We start from the raw sequence: 25,943 nt of genomic DNA on the forward strand, positions 1-25,943 counted from the left end.
GGCGCTTCTCCTTGCCGTTACCGCGATATGCCTGACGGAGTTTTCTGGCGTGATGACGTCACCCGAACGCATACTCGTCGACTTCCTGTTCCGTCCAGACGTACTGAGATGCATACACGTGGTCGAGGTCGCCGATCCAGCGCTCCGCTGGCAACGTGTTGGTGCCGCTTCGGCCGATCGCGAACGCTCCGGTAGCTGACCATCCGCCGGCGGCGGCCTCGCTCGCGTAGACACCGCCAATCGACTCCGTGCCGTTGACGTACAGACCGATCGTGTTCGCGGGTTTGTTGTACACGCCGACCAGACTCACCCAGTCGCCCGTCACCACGTACTCCTTGGTGCATGCCTGAGCCGAACTCGCCGCAGGAGTGTCACTCGCCGCGATCGTGAAGCACCACGCCTTGTCGGCGACGGTGTCACCGTCAACGTCTAAATCGTTCCGGAACCCGAGCCGGAACATCGATGTCCTTGTGCCATCCTGCGACACCGCCGTGCGCGAGGCGGTTGTGTCGGTGAGGCGTACCCATGCCGTGACAGTGAACCCGGCGGAATCTGTCGTGTCCAAGACCGGTAACGGATCACCGCTGCCGGTCAGAGTCTTCAGCTCACCGCTACCGTCCAGGGTGACCGCGCCGGGTCCGACCTTCGGAGCATCAGCCCACGTCACTCCAGTGGCACTGAACTTTGCCGGGCGAGTGTTCGGAACCGAGCCCGCCTGGGTGCCGGTGCCCTCGTCAAGGGTCCAGTTCCACGATCCGGTACTCGGGGTGACGAGGAAGTCATAAATCCTCGGGTCTGAGGTCACGCCGGCGGTGTTGCGCGACTGCACGGCCAGTCGGTTCACACCGTCCTTTGTAGGGGTGATCGACGTTGTGGTTGTCGTGCCGATGACTTCCCGTGCCGACAGGTCATCCCAGTACACGGCCTTACCCGAGCCGGCAGAAAACCCGTTGTAGAGGCGAACGAAAGCATCGGTTGCCGCAGTCGGGATGGTGATGACCACAGACAGCGCCTGCCACTGTCCTACAACTGTCGCCGGTGACGACGACACGTACGTGAAGGCGCCGTTGAGCTTGTAGTAAGCGACGATGCGCAAACCGCGTGCCTCAGCCGGGCTGAGTCCGGTTGAGGCCGGAACGTTGATCCACCCCGTCACGTTGTACCGCTTGCCCGCCTGCATGCCGAGGCGCATGCCGCCGTAGTCGCCGCCGACAGTCGCGTACGTATCCGCTGATGTACCTGACGCCACCGGTGTGAGCTTGAGCGAGTCGGTGGAGTTATGGCCTAGATCCGTTGCGCGGGTCAAGGTCGTGTTACCTGCGGTGAAACCCGACAGATCGGCCACCTGTTGCTGGCTAGAGGTCAGCAGTTGCGCCTGAGGGGTTCCGGCCGCCACAGTGACCGCGCCCCCGTCGTTGACGCTGTAGATGTACTCGTAGACATCTGTGGTGCCGTTGGCGCCGAACGTGAATGAGCCGGGCTGGCCGGGTCCGCCGTTCCACGTGCCGGTTGTTTTTTCCGCATACGGCGTGCCGGACACGGTCGGCAGCCCGACCGGGCTCGTATTGACCGTGAATGTGAACCATGCGAGGTAGCCACCGCAGACGTAGGAGTCACACGCGCGCACAGCCCAGTGGTAGGTGCCGTCAGGCAAGGCTGGTGTGACCCGCCACGGCTTGGCCGTTCCTGAGGCCACGCCGGTGACTGCGGTACCCGACTTGGCCTTGACCGCCGTCTTGGCGTTATCCCACACCTCGTACTCAGCGCGCAGGGTTCCACCGTCAGGGTCCGAGACGGTCGCCTTGAGCGTCGGGGTGGCAGAGCGCACGACGGCCGGCGATGTGCACGCCGAGTAGCACGAGTCGATCGACCAGCCGGTCGGCACGTTCGGCGTGCGATTCCACACGACTTGCACGTACGGCTTGGCTCCGGCTTCCGAGGAACTGAATTTTTTCCAGCCGCCGTTCGACGTCTCGTTTGTGGCCTTCAACCCGACGTTCGCCGTGGAGTCGCCGGCGGAGAAAGCTCCACCGAACGTTTTGGCGACCGAGATCTCCACCCAGTCGGCGGCGCAGGTGTTGCCCTTCGAGACGCTCGACGTTCCGTCTTTCTGCACCCACGTCGGCTGGTTGTTCCACCGCGCGGTGTAGTTGACGTAGCTGGTCTTCCACGCCTCCCACCCTTGCGAGCCGCAGTTGTAGGAGTGCCAGTTGTACAGGTGCAGGCTCGCCGAAACCACCGACGCACCCGCGTAACCGTCCAGGTAGTGGAAGCTCAGAAACGACCGGGCGACACACGGAGAGCCGCACCCCTTGCTGGCATCGTTAGTCCACCCGATCCGCAGCTCCGTCTCCGCGGACTCGTCCGTGGAGTACGTGTTCTGCACGAACGCGTCGTACGCGGGCCGCAAAGTGACTGACGGGTCAATCGTCACCGGATACTGCGTTGCCGGGTCGGCCAGAAACTTCTGATCCGGGGTCAGCACGAGATCAGTAGTGCCGTCGGCGGAGTGAACGGTAGCCATCGGGACAGTCGCACGCGGCGCCCCGTCGCTACCGTGAACGGACGTCCGGGCGTCCCACATCTTCGCCGGCAAAACGTCAACCGTCCCACCCGAAGGCGACTGCAGTTGCATAGCCCCGTTCATCGACGACTGCGTCACCGACGAGCCCTGCCGCCACGGCATCACCACCGACGCGACACTCGCAGCCGCGCCACGGTTCTTGACCACAAGAAAATACTCATAGCCCGTGCTGTGGGCTTCAACGACCAGGTCTACGCCCGGCTTGACCTCCGGGTACGTCGCCTTCGGACCATCGAGAACAGGCTGTGGCAACGCCCCGTCCCAGCCCAAGGACGTGCGCTGTTCCCCCGCACCGACAGACACGAACTCGGTCGATGACGCCGACCGCTGACCGGACAACGTCAGACCATGCGGGTGGGCCTTCGGCCCGACGCTGCCGTCGGGCTTTCGCTCCATCGTCAAGTCGATGGCAATCCACTGACCCGTCCCGGTACGCATCCGGACCGGCGCAGTGTGCATCGTGGTCTTGAACGTGCCGTCCGGGCGAGCCCACGTCAACGCAGTGTCTGAGCGCAGGCTCGCCACGAGTACGTCTTCTCGCATCCGGTACGCCAACGCCATCGCAGATGCCTCGTCAGCGGCCTCAAGTGGCGCGGACGGTACAGGTGTGGCCGGCAGAGTGGCGGTCGGCTGCGCCCCCGCCGGCGCGGCTACCGCCAGGACGGGGATCAGCACTGCAACCGCCACAGCGGCCGTGACTGCCTGCGATCTCCGCCGTGTACGTCCGGTTTTCGGAAGCATCCCCGCCACGAGCAACCCCCCAAGCGTGCACGACGTCGATCGTGATCACGAACGATGATCGTCAAAACTAGAGAGCGCTGAATGCCATGTAAAGAGGGATTACAACTAGCGAGCACGAATCAGACATACGCTGACACATTCCTTGAATCCTTGCCAAGTACATCCAGTTGATCACGAGTCAACCCAGCTCCCGTCCGAAGAAAAATGATCAAAGGGGGTTAAAATTATCCGTTGATGCATATGAGTCAGTGACACGGCGTGACGTATCTGGTCCGGCATCGCCGGGCGGATCGAGAACTGCCGCATGGGCGGGTGCCTTGCAAATGGCTGCATGTCGAAAAAGGTCGATGGACCGGGAGTTGCAGCTGCCACCTCGTAGACCGACGACCGAGCTACTCGTACGCAAGCCCTGACCTGGGAAAACGGTCCACCCTCGTCCATGGATGTGCACGCCGGACGCTGCGGTCGTCACTCAATTCGTCACCCACCACGCCTGGCAACCTCTCGCTTAAGTCCCAGGCGCTTCGTCCGGCGCTGTCCGTCCGCGTTCGCGACCTCGGACCACTGTCCGCCTCAGGCCGCCGTCCGCGTCTACACTGCCGGCCATGATTGCGGCCAACCCGGCGCTTGACCGCCACGTCACCTTGCTGCGCTGGCTGGCGGGCGGGTTTCTGATCGTCTATCTCCTCCTCGGGCTGGTGGTGGTTCTGGCGAAAGGGCCCACGGTGGGGTGGGGCACTGGCGTCCTCGTGTTCTACCTGTGCAGCGCCGTACCGGCCGCATTCGTTTACGCCCAGTCCCGGCCGCTCAGCAGGTACTTGACGCGATCGGACGTGGGACGGTTGTACATCGTGGCCCTGACCCGGCTGGCAGCGGCACTGCTCATCGGACAGTTGGGGATGATGGCCACATTCGCGCTCGATGCCGGCGTTACTCCGTACATACTCGGCGCCGGCACGGCTACAGCACTACTGGCGATCGGGGTATGGCCACGCCGAACCGATCGCTGACCTGTTATTTGCCGCCGGACGCGCTGGAGCGCCTCCCCACAGCGCCGCTGCGCAATCCCGTCTGCCGGGTCCGCGACGGGTCTGCTCCGCCGCTCGTCGATGTCCCGACGCGTGTTCGGCCCCGCGGTCAACGGCAACCAGCGCAACAACCTCCCGCCGATCATCGCCGGGATACACTTCCACGACCTCCGACACACGCACAAGACCTGGCTCATCGAAGACGACATTCCCGAAGTCGCCCAGGCCCAGCGGCTCGGCCACCGGCTGGCCGGGGTGCGCGGCATCTACAGCCACGTCACCCCCGCCATGCGGCAACGCATCGTCGACGCCCTGCAGGCCCGCTGGGAGGCCCACCAACCCGGCCGCAGCGCCGACGCGCCCATCGCGGCCTGACCATCACCAGCCAGGCGGGGCGGCGCGACACGCGCCGCCCCGCCTGCGTCACACGGCCACAGCCGCCGCACGCCCCCACGATCCGCCCCGTGGCCACCCGGCAGATCGACGGCCAGGAATCGCCCTACACGAGACGGCGGAGCAGCAAGACGATCATGTGCTCCACTTGTAATGATCAAAAGCGAAACGGCTCGTTACCTGAATCTCGGTAACGAGCCGTTGACCTGCGGTTTTACTGGTGGGCGATACTGGGTTTGAACCAGTGACCTCTTCCGTGTCAAGGAAGCGCGCTCCCACTGCGCCAATCGCCCTCGTTGTTGCCGAGGTGGAGACGGGATTTGAACCCGTGTACACGGCTTTGCAGGCCGTTGCCTCGCCTCTCGGCCACTCCACCGAGGTAGCCCCCGAACGTGCGTGGCGGCGTATCTCCGAGCGGACGACGGGATTCGAACCCGCGACCCTCACCTTGGCAAGGTGATGCGCTACCAGCTGCGCTACGTCCGCTTGTCCTGCGGGTTTTTGTTTCCCGCTGACGGATCAGAACTTTAGCCGAGCACAGGAGCATGTGCCAAATCGGGGTCCCCCGGCGCGTCGGTCACTCCGCCGAACCCTCCTCCACCTGCGGTTTCTCCATCACCGTCCCCGGAGCAGGGCTGTTTGCGACCGGGAAAGTCCTGACATGTCGGCGCGCAAGATTCTCGCGAACTCGACCCACAGCCGCTGAAGCGTCCTAGGAACCTGCGCTTGAGGCGGGGCGGGCGCAGCCGCGCAGCTTCACGTACGCATGATCCCGGCCTGCGGCCACCTTCGGCTGGCCGGCGCGGCGCGAGATGACGGCCGGCACGAGTTGGGTGCGGGCCACTTTGCGCGGCCGCGGCGTTGGCGCCGGCGCCGCCGCCGACCGTCGGAACACCGCTGTCCCGGGCGGCGGCGAGGGTCGTCACCACGTCCACCCCGGCGGCCCGGACCGCCTCGTACGTGCTGGCCGGCGCGCGGAAGTGGGAGGCCTTCGGCTCCGGCACGCCGCCGGGGTCTCGAGGTTGACCATCGTGACGTCGGCGGCGGAGAGCGTCGAGGCGATCGGGCCGAACGCCGCCGCTGGGTCGTCGAGCAGCTTCAGGGTCCGGTCGACGAAGTGCACGTCGCCGGCGAACGCCAGCGTGATCTCGCCGGGGTCGGGGGCGGCCGCCGGCGCCCAGCGCGGGACGGCGACGTCGACCGGCAGGAGGCAGGAGCGCGGCCGCGCCGGCGAGCGCCACGAGCCGCAGTCGACGCGAGGAGGCAGGGACCCGGCGCGACGATACGACCGATCCGGCGCGACGGACCGCGACGATCTGGCCACGATGCACGCCGATACGTTCGATGCCGGGCCGCCCGGCTCCGTCGGCCGGCCCGCGGAGCACCTACTGCGGCGCCTTCAGTTGGTCGAGCGCCGCCGTCGCGCCCCGGTGCAGCGGCACCGGGTCCGTCTTGCGGGCGGTGTCCAGGCTGATCTCCTTGGCCGCCTTGTTGGCCTGTTCCAACTGCGGCTTGCGCTCGAAGAGCGCCTTGGTGAGCACGCAGACCACGTTGGGGTCGAGATCGTTCTTCACCAGGAGCAGATTGGGCACCACGATCGTCTTGACCTCTGTGGGCGTGCCGTAGGTGGCGGCGGGGACGCTGCCCTCCTCGTACACCGGGTTGATCTTCTGCATCTCGGCGAGCAGCGGGGTGATGTCGATGAAGGTGACCTGGTCGCGGGCGGTGGTGAAGAGATCCGTGATGCCCGGGGTGGGCAGCCCGCCGGACCAGACGAGCGCGTCGATGGAGCCGTCCTTCATCCCGTCGACCGTCTTGTTCAGGTCGAGCCGCTGGGCCTGGACGTCCTTGGCCGGGTCGAGGCCGGCGGCCTGCAGCAGGCGGTTGGCGATGACCTCGGTGCCGGAGCGCGGCGAACCGGTGGAGATGCGCTTGCCCTTCATGTCGGCGACCGTGGTGATGCCGGCGCCCTTGCGGGCGATCACCTGGGTGTAGTTGGTGTGGATACGGGACAGCGCCTGCACCGGCTGCGGCTTGCCTTCGAAGGCCGCCTTGCCCTGCACCGCGTCGGCGGCCGTATCGGCGATCGAGAACGCCACCTGGTAGGTGCCGGCGACCAGTTGCTGGACGTTCTGTACCGAAGCGCCCGTCTCCGACGCCGTGGCCTTGACCTTGCCGCCGCCGGTCGTGGAGATCTGCTCCGCGTAGGCGTTGCCGATCGCGAAGTAGACCCCGGTGTTGTTGCCGGTGGCGATGCTGATCCGGGTCTCGGCGGCCAGCTCGCAGGTGACCTGTCCGCCGGCGTCGGTGCCGGCGGCGTCCTGGCGGCCGCCGCAGCCGACCAGCCCGGTCAGCCCGACCCCGCACGCGGTCAGCGCCGCGGCGATGCGTGTCGCACGGTTCATGTCTGTTCCCTCCCGATGGATGCCTCGACGTCCTTGCCCGTGGCGCGGCGGAGCAGTGCCAGCACGACCACGACGACCAGCACGGTGGTCCCGGCGGCGATGGTGACCGGGTGCAGGTAGAGCAGGAGCAGGCCGGCGATGGCGGCGAGGGCGCGTTGGGTCGGACCGACCGGCCCGACCCCGAGCACCCAGCCGCCGGTGGCCACGGCGAGAGCGGCGACCCCGAGGCAGGCGACGGCGCCCGCCCAGAGCACGCCGAGCGCGGGACCCCGGCCGAGCAGGTATTCGCCGGGGCCGGTCAGCACGAAGGCGAGCGGCGCGAGGAACGCCGGCAACGCGTACTTCAGCGCCTGCCACATCGTCGGAACGGCCCGCCCGCCGGTGACCGCGGCGGCGCCGACGGCGGCCAACGCCGTCGGCGGGGTGACCTCGGACAGGACCGAGTAGTAGAAGACGAACATCGCGGCCGCCGGGGCGGGCACGTCGAGCGCGATCAGCGCCGGGCCGATGATGACCCAACCGATGATGAACGAGGCGGTCACCGGCACCGCCAGGCCGAGCAGGGACAGCGCGACCGCGGCGAAGATGACGGTCAGCGCGAGCACGGCGGTCGGCTCGTCGGTCAGCGCCCGTGCGGCCCGTACCAGTAGCGAGGCGACCTGGGAGCCGAGCCCGGTCTTGGTGGTGACCGCGGTGATGATGCCGGCGGCGGCGCAGACGGCGGCGACCGGCAGCACGCCGCGCACCCCGGCGGAGAGCGCCTCGAAGAGCCGCCGCGGGGTGAGCCAGCCACGCCGGTCGAGGAAGGAGAGGACGAACACCAGGGCGGTCGCCAGGACGACCGCCCTGGTGGCGGTGACCCCGAGCGCGAGCAGCACGACGATCACCACGAGCGACGAGAAGTGGTAGCCGAAGCGGGCCAGCAGCCGCCATGCCGAGCCGGCCGTGACCTCGACCGCGCGTACCCGGAACCGGCGGGCGTCGATCTCGACCGCGAGCAGGATCCCCAGGTAGTAGAGGATCGTCGGGATCATCGCCCAGCCGAGCACGGTCAGGTAGGAGACCTCGAGGTATTCGGCGACGATGAACGCCGCCGCGCCGAGGGTGGGGGGCGAGAGGATCGCGCCGACGCCGGCGGCGGCCAGCATCCCGCCGGCCTGCTCGGCCGGGTAGCCGGCCCGGCGCAGGATCGGCCAGGTGACGGCGCCGACGCTCACCGCGGTGGCCGTCCCGGAGCCGGAGACCGTGCCGAGCAGGAAGCCGGAGGCGACCGCGGTGCGCCCGGCGGCGCTGCGCGAACGCCGGAACGTGGCGACGGACAGGTCCACGAAGAACCGTCCCGCGCCGGAGAGTTCGAGCACCGCGCCGTAGATGGTGAACAGCACGATGTAGCTGGCCGCGACGTCGAGCGGGGTGCCGTAGAAGCCGCTGCCCGAGTTGTAGAACGCGTCGACGAGCTGGTTGAAGTCGAATCCGGCATGGGCGATCGCCCAGCTCTGCGGCAGCAGGCCGCCGTAGTAGCCGTAACCGAGGAAGACCAGGCAGACCAGCGGCAGCACCCAGCCGGTGGTGCGCCGGCATGCCTCGACCACCAGCACCAGCAGGAGGGTCCCCATCGCGATGTCGGCCGGCGCGAGCAGCGCCTGCCGGTTCAGGAACGCGTCGTAGCCGCCCCCGGCCCCGGCCCCGCCGAGCGTGACCGGCAGCACCGGGTAGAGGCAGACGATCAGGGCGAGCAGCGCCAGCACCCAGTCGACGACCGTCGGCCGGTCGGCGCGCGCGCCCGGCTCCTCCGGGACCGACGGCGCCGGCGGTGCGGCGGGCGCGCGGCGGGTCAGCGTCGCGGGCAGCCGCAGGCCGGAGCGGTAGGCGAGGAAAACCAGCGGGAGTACGCCGGCCAGGAAGATGATCAGATAGAACTGGCTGCCCTGCGGCAGTGGCCGGAACACCTGCCAGAGCGTGAGCAGCGCGACGGCGAACGCGACGACAGCGACGAGCGTCCCGGCCGCACCGGTCAGCTGCCGGGCTGGGCGTTCCTCGTCGTCGACCGTCACGGCGGCGGGCGGCTCGGCCGGCGGCGGGGCGGTCGACGGTACGCGGTCGACGGAATCATCCACAGTGGAGGTCGTGGTGACGGCCGGCGTGCTGTCAGCCGTTCGTTCGAGCGGGGCCTGACCGTCGGACATGTGCGGACCCTACGTCCCGGTAGATCCCGCGGCCGACCGTCCACCCCGCCATTGTGGCTGAATCGTGACATGTCGATCCCGCAGGTCAGCCGGGCGACTGACTGTCGCGCCAATCAAGGAAATCCGAAGTAACGCACCGTGCCCGGATAGATGCGTTACCGTGTGCCCCGTGACGCGACGTTCCGCCGAGGTGCGCCTGGACTCACTGCTGCGCACCGCGTGCGACGTGATCGTGGAACGGGGCCTCGCGAACACCCGCACCGCCGACGTCGCCCGCGCCGCCGGAGTCAGCCAGGCGCTCGTCTTCTACCACTTCTCCACCAAGGAAAGACTCCTCGCGCAGGCCTTCTCCTACGCCGCCGAGCAGGACCTCAGCCGGCTCGACGCGGTGGTGCACTCGACCGCGGCGCCGCTGGAGAAACTGAGGAAGATTCTCCGTCTCTACGCCCCGACCGGCCGCTCCCAGTCCTGGTCGATGTGGATCGACGGCTGGTCGGAGTCGCTGCGCGCGCCCGAGCTGGAGAAGGTCTGCCGCCGCCTCGACCTGCGGTGGAAGGAAGCGCTCACCGAGGTGATCAGCGCGGGCTGTCACGACGGCACCTTCACCTGCGACGACGCGCCCGGCGCGGCCTGGCGGATCAACGCCCTGATCGACGGGCTCGCCGTGCAGGTGGCCGTGCATGAGCGCGTCATCTCCCGGCGGTTGGCCGCCGAGTGGGTCCGGCTCACCACCGCCCGCGAGCTGAGCCTCACGCCGGAGCAGCTGATCTGACCCGGCGCGACCCCGCCCACGATTCGCCGGGTGAAGATCGGCCCGGCGGAGCAGAATCGGCGCGTGGACCTGCTGGAGCTCTACCGCCGCGCCCAGCCCGAGTTCATCGACCGGGTCGGCCAGATTGGGCCGGAAGACTGGTCGGCGCCGACGCCATGCGCGGACTGGGACGTGCGCACCCTGGTCAACCACGTGGTCGGCGAGGATCGTTGGACCGTGCCGCTCCTCGCCGGCGCGACGATCGACGAGGTCGGCGACCGCTTCGCCGGCGATCTACTCGGCGCCGACCCGGTGGAGCGCGCGCGGGACTCGGCCGCCCAGGCCGAAGTGGCGGTCAGCCGGCCGGGCGCGCTGGAGCACACCGTTCACCTCTCCGTCGGCGACACCCCCGCCCGCGAATACCTCCGCCAACTGATCTCCGAACATCTGGTCCACGGGTGGGATCTCGCCGTATCCATCGGCGCACCGCCGCGGCTGGACGTCGAGGCCGTACGCGAGACCGTCCGGTGGTTCGCCGAGCGGGAGCAGAGCTACCGCGACTCCGGGATCATCCACGGCCGGGTGGAGGTGCCGCCGGACGCGAGCGAGCAGGACCAGCTGCTCGGCGCCTTCGGGCGCGACCCGACCTGGCACCCGCCCCGGTGAAGAACCGTCAGTCCGAATCGGCGAGGAGCCCCTCGACCCGGGCGCGGCCGAGCGCGCCATCGGCGACGAGCACGGTGTGCCGCCGCCGCACCGCGGCCCCCGCCGCGATCACGAGCGGCTGGTCGTAGGCGAGCGCCACGCAGACGCCCGGATAGATCCCGGTCCGCACGAACCAGTGGTCGCCGTCGCCCAGGCCGGAGAAGACCAGGGTGTACGGGGAACCGCCCACTCCCCGTCCGACCAGCGCCACCCACGGCTCCGTGCTGCCGTTGACCCGCTCCTCGCCGTCGGCGCTCGCCGTGAAGGTCTCCGACGTTCCCGGCGCGACGCGCCAGAAGAAGCCGCCGTAGCCCGCTCCACCCGGCCGACCGTTGGTGGCCGGGCTGCCCAGCGCGACGTCGCGCCCGGTCGGGGCGGTCAGCGTGTACGCCACGTCGAGCAGCCACGCGTCGCCCGTCGCGGTATGGTCGCGGCCGACGATCGCGCGGGCGGCGATCCGGCGTTCCTCGGTCAGCAGCGTCGCACCCGTCGGGTCGCACCAGCGCAACCGCTCCGCGAAGTGGTCGTCGGTGTGGCTCAGCCAGGCATCGTGCTCGATGCGGCCATGGTCGTCGCGCCACGTGTAGCCGGCGTCGCGCACGTAGGTGCGCCCGCCCCACAGGTTGGTGCCGGAAACGTCCTGCATGGTGACGGAGACGCCGAGGTGCCAGCGGTGGTCCTCGGGGAGCGCGTCGGTCACCGGCACGCCGCCGAGCGTCCGCACGGGGTGCAGGTAGGGACGGGGCGAGTAGCGGGGATCGATCTGCGGCGCGACCACGTACTCGGCGACCGTCTCACTGCCGACCCACAGCCGGACCTCCGTGTCGTCCGCGCCCATCTCCGCCCCGCCTCTCTCGACCGTCCGGAAGCGCTTGCCGAGGAGGGTAGCCGAGAACGGCGCACGGCGGTGATCGCCGAGTTCTGAGCACTGTGGAGTGCTTTGCGGCGACATCGCGGAATACGCGTCTGGGCCGCTCCCCTTCCGCGACCGCGATGCGCGGGTCACGATGGCGTCACCGACACGAACGGAGACCTGACGATGAGCGATGAGATCTCTCCCCGTCGAACGGCGATGGACACGATTCGTGACGCGGTCCAGGGCGCGACCGCACGGACCGTCTTCGGCGAACCGGTCACCCAGGGCGAGACCACGGTCATCCCGGTGGCCCGGGTCACCGCCCGTGGCGGCGCGGGCGGCGGCGCGGGCGGCACGGCGGCGACCGCCGCCGGGACCGGCACCGGATCGGGTGCCGGGTTCTCGCTCTCCGCCGAGCCGGCGGGGGTGTTCGTCGTGACCGGCGACAAGGTCGACTGGCGCCCTGCGCTGGATCTCAACAAGGTCATCCTCGGTGGTCAACTGATCGGCATCGCCGCGCTGCTCACCGTCCGCGCCATGATCAAGGCCCGACGGTCGTAGGCCCTTTTGCGCGGAAACGCGCCGCCTCGGTCCGGTCGACCGCGCGCCTGAGCAACCGGCGCGCGGCCCGATCCCACCTGACCGCTTCGGTCATGCCCATGGCGACGACCACCAACCCGGCCAGGATCGGCGAGACGGGCCACCCGATCAACTGACTGCCGGCGGTCCACAGCAGCACGAAGAGGAAGCGCGATGGGGGGCTGACCGGGCTTCGTGCGGAACCGTCAGAAGCGGAGGGTGCGGCGACGGCGGGCAGTGGACCCGGACCAGACGGCGCCGGCGAGATCGGGCGCGGTGGCGCGGGAACGGCGCAGCCGCCACCCGGCCCGGACCAACAGGCCGGCGCCGAAGAAGACCAGCACGGCGCCGATCAGGAAACCGATCAGCGGCAGTCCGGTATCCCGGTTGTCGGCGGCGGGGTCGAGCGCCTGACCCGTGCCCGCGCCGCCGCCGGGGTTTCCGCCATCACCGCCCGCGGCTCCCGCCGACGGATCGGCCCCTGCGGGGCCTGACGGGCCGGGATCGGACGGGGCGTCGGTCGGCTGGGGTTCTGTCGGAGCGGGCGACGACGGGACCGGATCCCCGATGACCTGGCGGGTGGCGGTCTCGCGCGCCAGCAGTCGCAGGTTCGCGTCGTACGCCTCAGCGGCGAGACTCACCTGGCCCTTCGTCACCGCCTCGGCGAAGGAGATCGCGTAGCGCGCGGTGACCGTCCGGTCCCGGCAGAGGGTGCCGGGGTCGAGTTGCACGTCGGTGACGCGGGCGGTTGCGCCGTCGGCCCGGATGTCGACGGGGAACGACCCGTTCTCCTCGATCCGCTCCACCCGTACCTGATCGATACGGAGCTCCTGCACCTGCAACACCATCGACCAGCGCACCTTGAGGCAGTCCCGGCCGGCGCTCCGGGCGACCACCACGCTAACCGTCGCGGGGCTCGCTCCCGAGGCGAACGCGTCCGGCAACTCGGCGAAGCGCGCGGTGAAACCGGGCGCGGCCGCCGCGGGCGCCGCGGCCGTCAGGGCCAGCACGTTCACGCAGGTCAGGAACGCGCCCAGCCGGGCCGGGAACCGCCACACCGTCAACCACCGCCTCGTCAACCCGCCGATTACCTCCGCACCAACGCTATGGGCGGGCGGGCCGGTTCGTAAGGGTGGCGTCTTATCGCCCACCGACAATGAAAGACTCCATTTTCACCGCGAGTGGTGAACCGTTTACGCCTCCCGCGCGTCGCCTCGGGAGGCGCGGCGGGCACAATCCGGTCGTGCCCGACACCTCGACCGCGTTCGTCCGCGCCTACGCCAGACTCGCTCCCGCCGCCCACGTACCGGAGATCCAGCTTCATCAGGCCGACGAGCCGATCGGGCTATGGGAGTTGACCGAAGGCGAGTTCCGCAGCGAGCAGCCACCCCCCTTCTGGGCGTTCGCGTGGGCCGGCGGGCAGGCGCTGGCGCGCTACGTGCTGGACCATCCCGAGTTCGTCGCCGGGCGGCGGGTGCTCGACCTCGCCGCGGGCTCGGGCCTGGTCGCCATCGCGGCCGCGAAGGCGGGGGCCGCGCAGGTGCGGGCGGTGGACGTGGACCCGATCGCCCTCGCCGCCGTGGCGCTGAACGCCGACGCCAACGGGGTGACGGTCACCGGCAGCGTCGGCGACATTCTCGACGGTGACGCCGACGGCGCGGAGGTGGTGCTCGCCGGCGACGTCTTCTACAGCCAGGCCATGGCCAACCGGGTGCTCCGCTTTCTGCTGCGCGCGGCGAAGAGCGGCGCCCGCGTGATCGTCGGCGATCCCGATCGCGCGTTCCTGCCCCGCGAACGTTTCCGGATGCTCACCGCGTACGACGTGCCGGTCCCGTTCGCGTTGGAGAGCGTCGAGGTGAAGCACACGACGGTGTGGGAGTTGGCGTCGCGCCCCGGCGCCGCCACAAACGGTGATCAAGCCGCCGGCTAGGGCGGGCTTCATTCACGCCACAATCCATCATTTCTCTCTATTCGGACATAATTCAGTTTTCCCTTGTTAAGGTTGTTAGCCCGCTGAAGTTGGCGGCGGCAGACCCATACGGGGGAAAAGTGCGACAATCCATATCACGGCCCGGCCGCGCGGGCCGCAGACGCCGATCGCTCACCGTAGCGGTCGGCGTCCTTGCAATGGTGACGGTGCTCGGCGCGCAGGCGGCACCCGCCTACGCCCTGGAGCGCGCTACCGGGGGCGCCACCGCCCAGGCCGCGACCACTCCGGCCCGCGAGGCCACGAACCCGACCGGTCAGGACAGCACCGGCGAGGACCCGACGGACCAGAGCTCGGCCGAGCCGAAGCCGGCCGAGCCGAAGCCGGCTGACCCGGGCGCTGCCGAGCCGGAGGCCGCCGAGCCGGAGGCGACCGGCCCCGAGCCGGCCGAGGCCACGACGGCCGACCCGGACCCCAAGAACACGGCCGACCAGAAGGGGACCGCCGGGACGACGACCAAGCCGTCGCGCACCGGGCCACGCGCCGCGGCCACGACCTCGCAGCAGGGCGGCGTCACGGCCCAGGCGACCGCGCCGGCACCGACCGGCGTCCAGGCGTCGGTCGACTCGGGAAACGTCACCATCACCTGGGACCCGCAGCCCGGCGTCGGGTACGCCTTCTTCCTCGGCGGTTGGGACACCTACGATGAGGCGGGTTGTTCCCCGATGGAGAACGGGCCGTGCTCCCTGCCGATCTCCGCCGGCGACTATTACGTGTGGTGGCTGGGCACGCTGGGCGAGGGTGACCTCACGCCGGTGACCAGGACCGACGTGCAGGTGACGTGCTGCCTGGTGCAGATGCCGCAGAACGTGGTCGCAGAGTCCACGGTGCACGGCGTCGCCATCAGCTGGGAGCCGTCCTCGGCTGTCGACACCTACACGGTGACCGCCGGACCCGCCGACGGCACTGGAGCTACGGGGAGCTGCGAGCCCATGGTCGCGGAGAGTGCCAGCTCGCTCATCGGCTGCACTATCGACGGTCTGAGCTACGAGCTGTACAACATCAGCGTGGTCGCGATCGCCGGGGAGAGCCGGTCCGACCCCGCCACGACCACGGCGACGCCGCTGTCGGAAAAGCCCGGCACGCCGATCCTCACCGGGGCGAACGCCGTTTCGAACAGCATCAACGTCAGCTGGACGCCGGTGACCAGCGCGTACGGCGTGCCCATCACCTACACCGCCACCGCGAAGGCCAGTGCAGTACCAGACCAGAGTTGCACGGGCGTGACAGGAACCTCCTGCGTCATCTCCAATCTCTCGTACGGCAGTGCGTACACGATCTCCGTCGTGGCCCACGGCGACGTGGACTCCGACGCCGGCACGTACCCCGGCTCGGTGGTCGTCGGGTTCCCGTTCCCGACGCCGCCGATCCCGTTCCCGACGCCGCCGATCCCGTTCCCGACGCCGCCGATCCCGTTCCCGACGCCGCCGATCCCGACCCCGACCCCGACCCCGACGCCGCCTACCCCGACCCCGACGCCGCCGATCCCGACCCCGACCCCGACCCCGACGCCGCCTACCCCGACCCCGACCCCGACGCCGCCGACGCCACCGCAGAACGTGGCCGCCACGCCGCGCCTGCACGGCCTGGACGTGAGCTGGGGTCTCTCTCCGTCCGGGGCCAGCCGGTACAGGGCGACGGCCGAGCCGGCCGTCGCGGGCACCGGACCGACCCGCAGCTGCGAGCCGATCCTGGTGAACGGATTCGGGGCCGCGACGACCGATCTCGGCTGTCGCATCGACAACCTTCCGGCGGTGCTGTACCGGGTCACCGTCGTCGCCAGCCTGAACGGCCTGTCCTCGACTCCGGCCACCGTCACCGCGACACCGCTGTCCGGTACGCCGGTCGCGCCGGCGGTGACCCGGGTGACCCCGGGCGCGGACAGCCTGGCGGTGGCGTGGGAAACCGTCTCCGGGGCCAGCTCCTACACCGTGACGGCTCGGGGCACCGACGGGTCCAGCGGCACCTGCACCGCCGCGGTCTCGCCCTGCACCATCAGCGACCTCGCCGCCGGCGTGGAGTACGAGGTCGCGGTGAAGGCGACCGGTCCCGGTGGGACCTCCCCGGCGGGCGTCGCGGGCCGGGGAATCCCGACGGGCGTGCCCGTGCTGCCGCCCGCCGTGCCGGTGGGTGCGACGAAGCTGCACGCCAACGTGGAGGGCGGTGGCAACCCGACCGCCGGCGGCACGATCACGGTCTCCGGCGAGGGCTTCCGGCCGGGCAGCATCGTGGTGATCGCGATCTACTCCCAGCCACGGGTGCTCGCCCGGGTCACCGTACGCGCCGACGGCACCTTCTCCGTACCCGTGGTCGTGCCGGAGGATCTTCTCGGCGAGCACACCTTCGTCGCCACCGGCCTCGGCCGAGACGGCAAGGTCCGCTACCTGACCCTGCCCGTCTCCGTCTCGACGAGCAGCGGGTCCGGCGGCGGTGCCGACCTGCCGCGGACCGGTACTCCGTTGGCCCTGTTCGTGCTCCTCGGGGCCGCCATGGTCACCGCGGGCGCCGGATCCCTCTACATCGGTCGCCGACCGGTCGCGTGACAGCCACGTGAACGACGGCGCGAAAACGGCCGGGACCCTCTGGGTCCCGGCCGTTTCCGTGATGGACCGTCCGGGCCTTTCAGCTCACTTCGTCGGCCCAGGCCCGCCAGTCGTCCAGCACGCCGTACAACGCGGGGGTCAGCCAGCCGGGGGCGGAGCGTTGGAACACTCCCGGCTCCATCGCCCCGGCACCGTCGGGCAGCGCGCCGACCATGGTGGGGACCAGCTCCGAGAGGTTGGCCCAGTGCACCAGCTCCGGCTCGGCCGGCCAGGCGCCGAGCACCACCCCGGCCGGCACCGCGCGGCGCTCGAGCGCCTCCAGGGTCAGCGCGGTGTGGTTGAGGGTGCCGAGCCCGGCGCGGGTCACCACGACCGCGGGCGCGCCGAGGGAGACCGCGAGGTCCGCGAGCGTCCACGGCTCGCCGGAGGGGCGCAGCCCCATCGGGACCAGCAGCCCACCGGCCCCCTCGACGAGCACCAGGTCATGCTTTCCCGCCTCTTCGCGGACCGCGTCGACGACCGCGTAGAGCTCCAGCGGTTCGAGTGACGCCACCCGGGCGGCGGCCAGCGGCGCGAGTGGTTCCGGGAAACTCGCCAACGTGCGCGCCGTGGTCGGGGTGGCCAGCCGGCGGACGGTGTCCACATCGGAGGGCTCGCCGGTCACCGTACCCGTCTGACCCGGCTTGACCACGGCGACCCGCAGCCCGGCGGCCTGCGCCGCAGCCGCGATCGCCGCGGTGACGACGGTCTTGCCGACCCCGGTGTCGGTGCCGGTGACCAGGACCGGTCCGCGCCACGCCTGGTCCGTCACGGCGCACACTCCACGATCACGTCCAGCGCCCGGTCGAACTCGACGCGCGGCACCCCCACGTTGACGGTCAACCGCAGCCGCGACCGACCGTCCGGAGTCGACGGCGGGCGGAAGCAGCCGACCGCCACTCCGCGGTCGAGGCAGTCGGCCGCCCAACTCACCGCCGACTCCGGGCCGGGGGCCTCCACCGACACCACTCCCCCGGCCGGGGCCGAGACGGTGAGTCCGGCCGCGGTGAACCGGCGGACGGCGCTCGCCGCCCGGTCGGCCAACTCGGCGCGCAGCCCGTCGCCGTCGCGCGCCAACCCCGTGGCGGCCAGCACTCCGGCGGCGACCGCGGGCGGCAGCGCGGTGTCGAAAATGAACGTCCGACCGGTGTCGATGAGGTCCCGGACCAGCGGCGCGGGCCCGGCCAGCAGGCCGCCCGCGCCACCGAGGGACTTCGAGAGCGTCGCGGTGACCACCACGTCCGGCTCGCCCGCCAGCCCCGCCGCCGCGACCCCACCCGCGCCGGCCGGCCCGATCAGACCGAGCGCGTGCGCGTCGTCGACCAACAGCAGCGCGTTGTGCCGCCGGACCGTCTCGTGCAGCTCAGGCAGCGGGGCGAGGTCGCCGTCGACCGAGAAGATCGACTCGGTGATCACCACCGCGGGGCGCCCGTCCGCCGCGTCGAGCGCGGCGTCGACCGCGGCGACGTCGGCATGCGGCGTCACCTGTGTCTGCGCGCCGGAGATCCGGCAGCCGTCGATGAGCGAGGCGTGGTTGTGGGCGTCCGAGATCAGCAGCGTCCCGGGCTGCGCCAGGGCGCGTACCGCACCGAGGTTGGCAAGGTAACCGGAGGAGAAGACGAGCGCCCGTTCCGCTCCGAGCCACGCCGCGAGCAACCCCTCCAACTCGGTGTGCAGGTCGGTCGAGCCGCGCACCAGACGTGAACCGGTCGCTCCCAGGCCGTACCCGGTCAGCGCCCGCGCCGCCGCGTCGACGACGGCCGGGTGGCGGGAGAGACCGAGGTAGTCGTTGCCGGCGAGGTCCACGACCGGGTCGGTCGCCGCGCGCGGCCGCAGCCGTCGGGTCAGGCCGGCCTTGGCCCGCAGCGCCGCCCGACGGTCGAGCTCTTCCAGCCAACCCGACACCGCGCCCACCCCGTCCACGTTGTTCGCGCTGCACAGCGCCCCGCGCCCTGTGCCGACCACGCCCCGATCGGGGAAGTTACCACCCGTCCGATCCGTACGGTCGTCGTCACGTCGCGGTTGCCAGCTTCGACCCGGGAACGCTCGTCAATGGCCGTACGGTCGACGGTGAGCCACGGACCGGGATGGTCGGGGTGGCGCGATCGGCGATGTTGATCACCGAGACGGTGTTGGCCGTGGCGTTGGTCACGTACGGTATCCCTTGTAGGGTACGACCATGCCAGAGATCCTCGATCACGCCCGCACGCAGGTGCTCGATGGCGGAATCGGCCTCGACGAGGCCGGCGTACTCGCGGTGCTGCGCCTCCCCGACGAGGACGTGCCGGCGGCGCTGCAGCTCGCGCACGAGGTGCGGATGCGCTGGTGCGGTCCCGAGGTCGAGGTCGAGGGGATCGTGTCGCTGAAGACCGGCGGCTGCCCCGAGGACTGCCACTTCTGCTCCCAATCGGGGCTCTTCGCCTCGCCGGTGCGCTCGGTCTGGCTCGACATCCCGTCCCTGGTCGAGGCGGCCAAGCAGACGGCGGCCAGCGGGGCGACCGAGTTCTGCATCGTGGCCGCGGTCCGTGGCCCCGACGAGCGGCTGATGAAGCAGATGCGCGACGGCGTCGCCGCCATCAAGGCCGAGGTCGACATCCAGGTGGCAGCCTCGCTCGGCATGCTCAGCCAGGCCCAGGTCGACGACCTCGTCGAGATGGGCGTGCACCGCTACAACCACAACCTCGAGACCTGCCGCTCCCACTTCCCCAACGTGGTCACCACCCACTCCTGGGAGGAGCGCTGGGAGACGCTGAGCATGGTGCGCGCCTCCGGCATGGAGGTCTGCTGCGGCGGCATCCTCGGCCTCGGCGAGACGATCGAGCAGCGGGCCGAGTTCGCCGCCCAGCTCGCTGAGCTGGACCCGCACGAGGTCCCGCTCAACTTCCTCAACCCCCGCCCGGGCACCCCGCTGGGTGACCAGCCGGTGGTCGAGGCCCGCGACGCGCTGCGCGCGATCGCCGCGTTCCGGCTGGCGATGCCGCGCACCATCCTGCGGTACGCCGGCGGCCGGGAGATCACCCTCGGCGACCTCGGCACCCGGGATGGCCTGCTCGGCGGCATCAACGCGGTGATCGTCGGCAACTACCTGACGACCCTGGGGCGTCCGGCGACCGACGACCTCGCCCTGCTCGACGACCTGAAGATGCCGGTCAAGGCACTCTCCGCCACGTTGTAGATGAGGTGGGGGCGTGACCATCTGGTGTGACCGCTGCGGCGGCGACGCGAGCGCCGGCGCGCACGCGGCGTGCGAGGCCGCACGGGCGCTCGAACCACCCCGGTTCTGTCCGGCGTGCCGCCGCCGGATGAAGGTGCAGGTGCTGCCGGCCGGCTGGTCGGCGACCTGTGTCGAGCACGGCGTCACCCGCAGCCGCTGAGGACGGGGCGGCGGGCTAGCGGATGTTGCCGGTGTGGCCGAGGGAGTAGCGGCCGGGCTGGGGCCAGATGACGAGGCCGTGCGCGCCGTTCCCCACCGGGATACGTTTGATCAGCTTGCCGTCGTTGGTGTCGATCACATAGACCTCGCCGTGATAGCGGCCGGCGAGCCAGAGCTCGTTGCCGTCGGCCGAGAGGCCGCCCATGTCGGGGCTCCCGCCGCCCGGGATCTGCCACTTCGCCACGGGCTTGAGCGTCGCGGTGTCCAGCACGCTGACGCTCCCCTCGTCGCGGTTGGTGACGAAGGCACGGCGGCCGTCCCGGCTGAAGTAGACGCCGTGGGCGCCGCGACCGGTCGGGATGAAGCCGGTCTTCTTCGTGGCGGCGCCGTCGAAGACGTAGACCCCGTGCGCGTGCATGTCCGCGACCAGGAAGTGTTTGCCGTCCGGGGTCAGCCGGGTGTCCTGCGGCATGCCGTCCTGCGACTTGTCGAGATCGAAGTGCCGCAGCTTGCGGCGGCTCGCCGTGTCGATCGCCACCACCCGGTTGGCGAACTCGCAACTGGCGAGGATCGTCTTGCCGTCGGCCGTGTAGTCCAGGTGGTTGATGCCGGCACAGTCCGGGTACTCGGCCGACGACTGCTTCTTCCACGTCTTCGGATCGTAGAAGTCGAGTCGCTTGAAGTACTCGGCCACGACGATGCCCTGCTTGCCGTCCGGGGTGAAGTAGAGGTTGTAGACGTCCTCGACCTTGATCTCCTTGCCCGGCTTGCCGGTCTTCGGGTCGATCGGCACGAGGCCACCGCCCGGCACCTTGCTGGACGCGACGTAGAGCGTGGACAGGTCGTAGGAGGGGACGACGTGCTGGGCCTCGGAGCCGCCGGGGTACTTGTCGATGACCTTGTAGGTTTCGGGATCGATGACGTGGACGTCGTTGCTGATCGTGTGCGGCACATAGACGAGACTGCGGTGGCCGCGGACCTGGTCGCTGAGCATGTTGGGACCGGCCGCCGCGTAGATGTTGCGGGGGTCGGGGTAGTCGGGCATGCCGGGCAACCGATCGGTCAAGCCGTCGGGCGCCAGGGCCGTGGAGGCCGCCGGTTTCGTCGCGGGCGCGCGGGTCGGCGCCGGGCCGGTGCGTTCCGTGACGCATCCGAGCAGCGGCAGTGCGACGGTGACGGCGAGCAGCGCCCGGCAGGACCTGGACATAGCCCGGAAGCGTAGCCACGGCCCGGACGCCTCGGATTATTTCGCTGCACATCCCGCCAACGCGGAGACGATGCGCTATGCCGGTGGTTCGCCACCGGCGAGTCGTCATGTCGGCCGTCCGAACCGGTTACTGACAAGCCGCGCGGCCGTCCATGTGAGAACCGGACGGTACGGGTACGCGAGGAAACCGTTTTCCGTTCAATAGACACGGGTCACATTATCGACTTCCATCTATTTTATATCGACATAATACCTGGTCCTCGGCTTACCGCCCGCCGCCAATGGACCTGAATGAGCGTTTAGCCGGACGCGCGTCATCCTGGCATACGAGCGTACTGTTGCCCGCCCGTTACCGGAGCCTGCACAGTCGCCCTAGATCAGCGGTGCCATCGATGCCGCCGCCCGACTGGTCAGACCCGAGGGAGACACGATGGCTCTACGCCTTGCCCCCGGCACCGCATGGGACGACACCCTCGCCCGCGCCGTCGCCGCGACCCCCGAAGCCTTCGACACCGCACCGCACACCACCACCCTGCGCAACCTGGTGGAAGGCGGGTGGAAGTCGGTCGGCACGCCGACCCCGGTCCGCACCCCGCTCGACAACACCGACCTGGTCAACCTGCCCCGGCTGGACGCCGAGTCGGCCCGTGCCGCCGTACGCTTCGCCGCCGCCGAACACCGCGACTGGGCCGCCACTCCCCTCGCCGAGCGCAAGGCCCGGGTCACCGACGCCCTCGACGAGCTGACCCTCCACCGTGACCTGCTCGCCATGCTGCTGGTCTGGGAGATCGGCAAGCCGTGGCGGCTCGCCTGCGCCGACGTCGACCGGGCGCTCGACGGCGTGCGCTGGTACGTCGAGGAGATCGACCGGATGCTCGCCGACGGCCGCGAGCCGCTCGACGGCCCGGTCAGCAACATCGCCAGCTGGAACTACCCGATGAGCGTCCTGGTCCACGCCGAGCTGGTCCAGCTCCTCGCCGGCAACGCGGTGATCGCCAAGACCCCGTCCCAGGGCGGCGCGGTCTGCCTCACCGTCGCCCACGCGCTGATGCGCCGCGCCGGACTGCCGGCCACCCTGCTCTCCGGCGGCGGCGAGGAGCTCTCCGAGGTGCTCGTCCGCGCGCCGGAGATCGGCGCCGTCGCGTTCGTCGGCGGCCGCTCCAACGGCGGCAAGGTCGCCGCGGCGCTGCTCGACTCCGACAAGCGCCACTTCATCGAGCAGGAGGGCCTCAACGCCTGGGGCATCTGGAACTTCTCCCAGTGGGACCTGCTCGCCAAGCACCTCAAGAAGGGCTTCGAGTACGGCAAGCAGCGCTGCACCGCGTACCCCCGGTTCGTGGTCCAGCGCGAGCTGGTCGACCAGTTCCTCGACATGTACCTGCCGGTGGTCCGCTCGGTCCGCTTCGGCCACCCGCTCGCGGTCGGCGACGACTGGACCGAGGGCGACGCGCTCCCCGAGCTCGACTTCGGACCGCTGATCAGCGCCGCGAAGGCCGAGGAGCTGCGCCGCAAGGTCGACGAGGCGGTACGCGGCGGCGCCGTCCCGATCTACCGGGGCAAGCTCGACGGGGCGCCGTTCCTCGACGGTCAGGACACCTCGGCGTACGTCGCGCCGTCGGTGCTGCTCGCCCCGCCCGGCCGCTCCCGGCTGATGCACGCCGAACCGTTCGGACCGGTCGACACGATCGTCGTCGTCGACACCGAAGACGAGCTGCTCGCCGCGATGAACGCCTCCAACGGCGCCCTGGTCGCGAGCCTCGCCTGCGACGACGAGGACGAGGCGGCGAAGCTCGCCGTCGACCTGCAGGCGTTCAAGGTCGGCATCAACAAGCCGCGCTCGCGCGGCGACCGCGACGAGCCGTTCGGCGGACGGGGCGCCTCGTGGAAGGGCGCGTTCGTCGGCGGCGACCTGCTCGTGCACGCGGTCACGACGGGCGGCGACGGTCAGCGCCTCTATGGCAACTTCCCCGACTACAACAGCTACCCCGCCACCTGATTCTTCATGATCGCGAAGAGTTCGGCTCGCCATAGCCGGCCGAACTCTTCGCGATCACGGGTGGCTTCAGGCCTGAGGGCGCATCGGGCGGTCGGGGATGGCCGGGGCGGGGCGCTCCTTCGACGGCTTCCCCTCGAACGTGGTGCGCCCCTCGCTCTGGTCGGCGTGGGGGATCACCGTCGGCTCGTCCTCCGCGCGCGCCGGGTAGACGCCGCCGCGCGGATTGGTGCCCCGCTGCGGGGGTTCTTCACGGTCGCGCTCACTCACGCCGGCCTCCCTGTGGAGTAACTGGGTCCGGCTCTAAGTCTTCCCGGGATGCAGGCGGACTAACGTCCCGCGCTGCTGAACAGCAGTTTCCACGGCACGAGCGCGGACTCCATCTGCACGCCCAGGCTCATCTTCGACACGCCGTCGCTGCGTTCCTCGAACCGGATGGGGACCTCGGCGATCGTCATCCCTCGCTGGACGGTCCGGTAGTTCATCTCCACCTGGAAGGCGTAGCCGTTGCTCTGCACCGACTCGACGTCGATCGCCCGGAGGGTGGCGGCGTGCCAGGCCTTGAAGCCGGCGGTCGCGTCCTTGACCCGCAGCCGCAGGATCGTGTTGACGTAGAAGTTCGCCCAGGCTGACAGCGCCTTGCGGTGCCACGGCCATTCGCTGGCCACCGCGCCGCCGGCCACGTAGCGCGAGCCGAGCACGACGGCCGCGTCCGTGGTCGTCAGCATCTCGACCATGCCGGGGATGGCCTCACACGGGTGGGAGAGGTCGGCGTCCATCTGGATCACGATGTCCGCGCCTTCGGCCAGCGCCCGGGTCATCCCCTCGACGTAGGCGCGCCCCAGCCCGTCCTTGACGGTCCGGTGGAGCACCCCGACGGGAATCGGCGCCTCGATCGCGAGCTTGTCGGCGACCTCACCCGTGCCGTCCGGGGAGCTGTCGTCGACGACCAGGATGTGCATGTTGGGGATCTTCAACGCCGCGAGAAGCTCGACGATCTTGGGCAGGTTGTCGCGTTCGTTGTACGTCGGTACAACAACGGTTAACTTCGGCGCGCCGCTTTCCATGATCACCTTCGTATGATCTGTGATCCCGACTCGCCGTACCAAGCGCGGAGAGTGCGATCGCGAACAGTGGGAGATCCTACTACCTGAGCGGCGCCGGCCAGCGAGCCGCTGACGTGGCCATAGCTATTCCACAATATTGATGCCGAACGGTGTCGACCGCCCCGCAGGGCCCTCAGAAGTCTGCCCGATCCGGTCGGGCGAGTCGCTTGGCGCGTCGCGGGATCTGCTCAGGCTTGACCGTTCATGGCCGGTCGGGGTCTCGCGGCGCGTCATTGGCGCCGCCGGGGAACCTGCCGTTACGCGCTCAGCGGCTCTCGGTACGACGACTGCGACGGCCTCCGTGACCCGGCCGTTTGGCTGGCGATGCCCGCACCGTTGCCTGACCCCATCGTTCCCCTGTGGCGGACGACGTGACGCGACGGGGACCGGAAACCGCGACGCTGCGGCTGAACAACCGCTGGCCAGCCCACTTACGGCGCCTACCGATAGCCATTCGTCCGACTGGTGCGAGGCTCGCCGCGTCCGTAGCGTCCGGCCGATGGTGGATCTTGATCGGCGACGACGGTCGGTAGTGGCGGCGGAGTAACGCCCCGCGTAGGCGGAACCGCGACGGGGCGACGCGCAACCCTCTCCCCCACCGCGGTCCGCGCAGCCGACAGCCCGGCACCGTTGCGGGTGAGTTCAGGGAAGCCTCGGCGTGGGTGCCCAGGCCAGGAAGCGCTGGAACAGCAAGATTGGCGTGAGCGCCGACGGCAGATCCCCGATCGCCTCATGCATGAGCGAACACAGGAAGACACTCAAGCCGACCCGATCGGATTGGAAGTCGACAAGGAGCGCGATGCGTGCCCGCTCACACGGCCACTCGTCGGCGCACTCTCGACACGTCCACGCGGGCCGCAGTGGTGTGTGCGGGGGCAGAGGTGTCGGCCTCACCAGTGCCGCCCGCCATTCGCCCGATACTCCTGGCCCCGTGTCAACCAGCCGGGGCTGCCGACGCGCGGCGTCGCGATGGTCGGCCCGTTCCAGCGGTCATTCCGGTATCGCATGGGGTAAGGCGGGACAGCGGGGCCGGCGTAGTGCCGGTCAGGACAGGGCCAGGGGTATCCGCACGTGCAGCGGCGCCACCACCGGCGCCAGTCGCGACGATGCGTCGGACTCATCGGCACCGACGCAGGGGGTCTAGGCATGTGCCTAGGCTGACCGTTCCGCCTCGCCCTTGTCAAGTGCCTACTAGGCTCCTGTACAGATGGCTTGTGACTAGCAGGCACCTACCTAGGGTGCGTCGACATGAAGTTGATGGGCGCCCAGGAGATTCGCGTGCGGCTAGGGATCAGTCGCCAGCGAACGGATCAGATCGTGGCGCGGCCCGACTTTCCGGCACCGATCGAGACCCTGGCCATGGGCCGGGCCTGGCGGGCACAGGACGTCGAGAAGTGGATCGCCGAGCACCGGCCGTACCTTGACGAGGATGACGTTTAGGGCGGGGCCCACTCTCCACACCGACCC

General features: G+C 70.0%; 23 protein-coding genes and 3 tRNA genes. 11 read left to right on the plus strand and 15 right to left on the minus strand.

Features of this window, described 5'->3' with window-relative positions:
• Window positions 1-58: 58 nt before the first annotated feature.
• A complete protein-coding gene (locus AB0J06_RS04475; RefSeq protein WP_357424535.1) occupies window positions 59-3,259 on the minus strand; it encodes a DNRLRE domain-containing protein in 3,201 nt (1,066 codons plus the stop codon).
• A gap of 671 nt (window positions 3,260-3,930) precedes the next feature.
• Between AB0J06_RS04475 and AB0J06_RS04480 the strand changes: the two genes are divergently transcribed.
• Window positions 3,931-4,335, plus strand: coding sequence for a hypothetical protein (locus tag AB0J06_RS04480; protein ID WP_357424537.1), 405 nt, complete (start codon window positions 3,931-3,933; stop codon window positions 4,333-4,335).
• Window positions 4,336-4,434: 99 nt separating this feature from the next.
• Window positions 4,435-4,728 (plus strand): hypothetical protein, encoded by a 294-nt coding sequence (locus AB0J06_RS04485; RefSeq protein WP_357424539.1) that lies wholly within the window; start codon window positions 4,435-4,437, stop codon window positions 4,726-4,728.
• A gap of 236 nt (window positions 4,729-4,964) precedes the next feature.
• Here AB0J06_RS04485 and AB0J06_RS04490 read toward each other — a convergent pair.
• From AB0J06_RS04490 to AB0J06_RS04515, 6 genes are all read right to left on the minus strand, one after another.
• A tRNA-Val gene (locus AB0J06_RS04490) sits at window positions 4,965-5,039 on the minus strand.
• A 12-nt stretch (window positions 5,040-5,051) separates the two neighbouring features.
• A tRNA-Cys gene (locus tag AB0J06_RS04495) sits at window positions 5,052-5,122 on the minus strand.
• A 37-nt stretch (window positions 5,123-5,159) separates the two neighbouring features.
• Window positions 5,160-5,232 (minus strand) — tRNA-Gly (locus AB0J06_RS04500).
• A gap of 436 nt (window positions 5,233-5,668) precedes the next feature.
• On the minus strand, window positions 5,669-6,070 hold the full coding sequence (locus AB0J06_RS04505) for a CapA family protein (RefSeq protein ID WP_357424541.1): 402 nt from the start codon (window positions 6,068-6,070) through the stop codon (window positions 5,669-5,671).
• Between the two features lie 61 nt (window positions 6,071-6,131).
• Window positions 6,132-7,151: a TAXI family TRAP transporter solute-binding subunit gene (locus AB0J06_RS04510; protein ID WP_357424543.1), complete on the minus strand. Its 1,020-nt coding sequence runs from the start codon at window positions 7,149-7,151 to the stop codon at window positions 6,132-6,134.
• Entirely contained in the window at window positions 7,148-9,337 is a 2,190-nt protein-coding gene (locus AB0J06_RS04515) for a TRAP transporter fused permease subunit (protein WP_357424545.1), read from the minus strand. The genes AB0J06_RS04510 and AB0J06_RS04515 overlap by 4 nt, the downstream gene beginning before the upstream one ends.
• 169 nt (window positions 9,338-9,506) lie before the next feature.
• Between AB0J06_RS04515 and AB0J06_RS04520 the strand changes: the two genes are divergently transcribed.
• Both AB0J06_RS04520 and AB0J06_RS04525 read left to right on the plus strand, forming a co-directional pair.
• Complete coding sequence (locus tag AB0J06_RS04520; protein WP_357424547.1) at window positions 9,507-10,109, plus strand: TetR/AcrR family transcriptional regulator; 603 nt, start codon at window positions 9,507-9,509, stop codon at window positions 10,107-10,109.
• 30 nt (window positions 10,110-10,139) lie between these two features.
• On the plus strand, window positions 10,140-10,754 hold the full coding sequence (locus AB0J06_RS04525) for a TIGR03086 family metal-binding protein (RefSeq protein WP_357424549.1): 615 nt from the start codon (window positions 10,140-10,142) through the stop codon (window positions 10,752-10,754).
• Window positions 10,755-10,761: 7 nt separating this feature from the next.
• Here AB0J06_RS04525 and AB0J06_RS04530 read toward each other — a convergent pair whose 3' ends face one another.
• Entirely contained in the window at window positions 10,762-11,631 is an 870-nt protein-coding gene (locus AB0J06_RS04530) for a PmoA family protein (protein WP_357424551.1), read from the minus strand.
• A 201-nt stretch (window positions 11,632-11,832) separates the two neighbouring features.
• On the opposite strand from AB0J06_RS04530, the gene AB0J06_RS04535 reads away from it, so the two are divergent.
• The gene (locus tag AB0J06_RS04535) at window positions 11,833-12,210 is read left to right on the plus strand and encodes a spore germination protein GerW family protein (protein ID WP_357424553.1); all 378 of its coding nucleotides are present in this window, start codon (window positions 11,833-11,835) and stop codon (window positions 12,208-12,210) included.
• 224 nt (window positions 12,211-12,434) lie between these two features.
• Here AB0J06_RS04535 and AB0J06_RS04540 read toward each other — a convergent pair whose 3' ends face one another.
• Complete coding sequence (locus AB0J06_RS04540) at window positions 12,435-13,292, minus strand: hypothetical protein (protein ID WP_357424555.1); 858 nt, start codon at window positions 13,290-13,292, stop codon at window positions 12,435-12,437.
• A 179-nt stretch (window positions 13,293-13,471) separates the two neighbouring features.
• Between AB0J06_RS04540 and AB0J06_RS04545 the strand changes: the two genes are divergently transcribed.
• On the plus strand, window positions 13,472-14,158 hold the full coding sequence (locus AB0J06_RS04545; protein ID WP_357424557.1) for a 50S ribosomal protein L11 methyltransferase: 687 nt from the start codon (window positions 13,472-13,474) through the stop codon (window positions 14,156-14,158).
• 197 nt (window positions 14,159-14,355) lie between these two features.
• A complete protein-coding gene (locus AB0J06_RS04550) occupies window positions 14,356-16,758 on the plus strand; it encodes a hypothetical protein (protein ID WP_357424559.1) in 2,403 nt (800 codons plus the stop codon).
• A 79-nt stretch (window positions 16,759-16,837) separates the two neighbouring features.
• On the opposite strand, the gene bioD is transcribed toward AB0J06_RS04550, so the two are convergent.
• The 3 genes from bioD to AB0J06_RS04565 all read right to left on the minus strand — a co-directional run bounded on the left by bioD (window position 16,838) and on the right by AB0J06_RS04565 (window position 18,949).
• Window positions 16,838-17,578, minus strand: coding sequence for a dethiobiotin synthase (gene bioD, locus AB0J06_RS04555; protein WP_357424561.1), 741 nt, complete (start codon window positions 17,576-17,578; stop codon window positions 16,838-16,840).
• The gene (locus AB0J06_RS04560) at window positions 17,566-18,702 is read right to left on the minus strand and encodes an 8-amino-7-oxononanoate synthase (protein ID WP_357424744.1); all 1,137 of its coding nucleotides are present in this window, start codon (window positions 18,700-18,702) and stop codon (window positions 17,566-17,568) included. Before AB0J06_RS04560 ends, bioD begins: the two co-directional genes overlap by 13 nt.
• 106 nt (window positions 18,703-18,808) lie before the next feature.
• Window positions 18,809-18,949 (minus strand): hypothetical protein, encoded by a 141-nt coding sequence (locus tag AB0J06_RS04565; protein WP_357424563.1) that lies wholly within the window; start codon window positions 18,947-18,949, stop codon window positions 18,809-18,811.
• Between the two features lie 27 nt (window positions 18,950-18,976).
• Between AB0J06_RS04565 and bioB the strand changes: the two genes are divergently transcribed.
• Complete coding sequence (bioB, locus tag AB0J06_RS04570; RefSeq protein ID WP_357424565.1) at window positions 18,977-19,972, plus strand: biotin synthase BioB; 996 nt, start codon at window positions 18,977-18,979, stop codon at window positions 19,970-19,972.
• Between the two features lie 19 nt (window positions 19,973-19,991).
• Entirely contained in the window at window positions 19,992-20,171 is a 180-nt protein-coding gene (locus AB0J06_RS04575) for a hypothetical protein (RefSeq protein ID WP_357424746.1), read from the plus strand.
• 15 nt (window positions 20,172-20,186) lie between these two features.
• On the opposite strand, the gene AB0J06_RS04580 is transcribed toward AB0J06_RS04575, so the two are convergent.
• Complete coding sequence (locus AB0J06_RS04580) at window positions 20,187-21,377, minus strand: YncE family protein (protein WP_357424567.1); 1,191 nt, start codon at window positions 21,375-21,377, stop codon at window positions 20,187-20,189.
• 430 nt (window positions 21,378-21,807) lie between these two features.
• On the opposite strand from AB0J06_RS04580, the gene AB0J06_RS04585 reads away from it, so the two are divergent.
• Window positions 21,808-23,373, plus strand: coding sequence for an aldehyde dehydrogenase family protein (locus AB0J06_RS04585; RefSeq protein ID WP_357424569.1), 1,566 nt, complete (start codon window positions 21,808-21,810; stop codon window positions 23,371-23,373).
• 66 nt (window positions 23,374-23,439) lie between these two features.
• Here AB0J06_RS04585 and AB0J06_RS04590 read toward each other — a convergent pair whose 3' ends face one another.
• Together AB0J06_RS04590 and AB0J06_RS04595 are read right to left on the minus strand one after the other, a co-directional pair.
• The gene (locus AB0J06_RS04590; protein ID WP_357424571.1) at window positions 23,440-23,640 is read right to left on the minus strand and encodes a hypothetical protein; all 201 of its coding nucleotides are present in this window, start codon (window positions 23,638-23,640) and stop codon (window positions 23,440-23,442) included.
• Window positions 23,641-23,699: 59 nt separating this feature from the next.
• The gene (locus AB0J06_RS04595; RefSeq protein WP_357424748.1) at window positions 23,700-24,437 is read right to left on the minus strand and encodes a polyprenol monophosphomannose synthase; all 738 of its coding nucleotides are present in this window, start codon (window positions 24,435-24,437) and stop codon (window positions 23,700-23,702) included.
• A gap of 1,287 nt (window positions 24,438-25,724) precedes the next feature.
• Between AB0J06_RS04595 and AB0J06_RS04600 the strand changes: the two genes are divergently transcribed.
• Window positions 25,725-25,916 carry a DNA-binding protein gene (locus tag AB0J06_RS04600; RefSeq protein WP_357424573.1) on the plus strand — a complete coding sequence of 64 codons (192 nt, stop codon included), beginning with the start codon at window positions 25,725-25,727 and terminating at the stop codon, window positions 25,914-25,916.
• Window positions 25,917-25,943 lie beyond the last annotated feature (27 nt).

The sequence above is a fragment of the Micromonospora sp. NPDC049679 genome (assembly GCF_040659735.1).
Classification (GTDB): Bacteria; Actinomycetota; Actinomycetes; order Mycobacteriales; family Micromonosporaceae; genus Micromonospora_I.

Bases quoted from the DNA above. Each gene is read 5' to 3' on its own strand.
- AB0J06_RS04480 (WP_357424537.1), top strand. From the start codon at position 3,931: ATGATTGCGGCCAACCCGGCGCTTGACCGCCACGTCACCTTGCTGCGC.
- AB0J06_RS04485 (WP_357424539.1), top strand. From the start codon at position 4,435: ATGTCCCGACGCGTGTTCGGCCCCGCGGTCAACGGCAACCAGCGCAAC.
- AB0J06_RS04510 (WP_357424543.1), bottom strand. From the start codon at position 7,151: ATGAACCGTGCGACACGCATCGCCGCGGCGCTGACCGCGTGCGGGGTC.
- AB0J06_RS04515 (WP_357424545.1), bottom strand. From the start codon at position 9,337: ATGTCCGACGGTCAGGCCCCGCTCGAACGAACGGCTGACAGCACGCCG.
- AB0J06_RS04530 (WP_357424551.1), bottom strand. From the start codon at position 11,631: ATGGGCGCGGACGACACGGAGGTCCGGCTGTGGGTCGGCAGTGAGACG.
- AB0J06_RS04535 (WP_357424553.1), top strand. From the start codon at position 11,833: ATGAGCGATGAGATCTCTCCCCGTCGAACGGCGATGGACACGATTCGT.
- AB0J06_RS04550 (WP_357424559.1), top strand. From the start codon at position 14,356: ATGGTGACGGTGCTCGGCGCGCAGGCGGCACCCGCCTACGCCCTGGAG.
- bioB (WP_357424565.1), top strand. From the start codon at position 18,977: ATGCCAGAGATCCTCGATCACGCCCGCACGCAGGTGCTCGATGGCGGA.
- AB0J06_RS04580 (WP_357424567.1), bottom strand. From the start codon at position 21,377: ATGTCCAGGTCCTGCCGGGCGCTGCTCGCCGTCACCGTCGCACTGCCG.
- AB0J06_RS04585 (WP_357424569.1), top strand. From the start codon at position 21,808: ATGGCTCTACGCCTTGCCCCCGGCACCGCATGGGACGACACCCTCGCC.
- AB0J06_RS04595 (WP_357424748.1), bottom strand. From the start codon at position 24,437: ATGGAAAGCGGCGCGCCGAAGTTAACCGTTGTTGTACCGACGTACAAC.
- AB0J06_RS04600 (WP_357424573.1), top strand. From the start codon at position 25,725: ATGAAGTTGATGGGCGCCCAGGAGATTCGCGTGCGGCTAGGGATCAGT.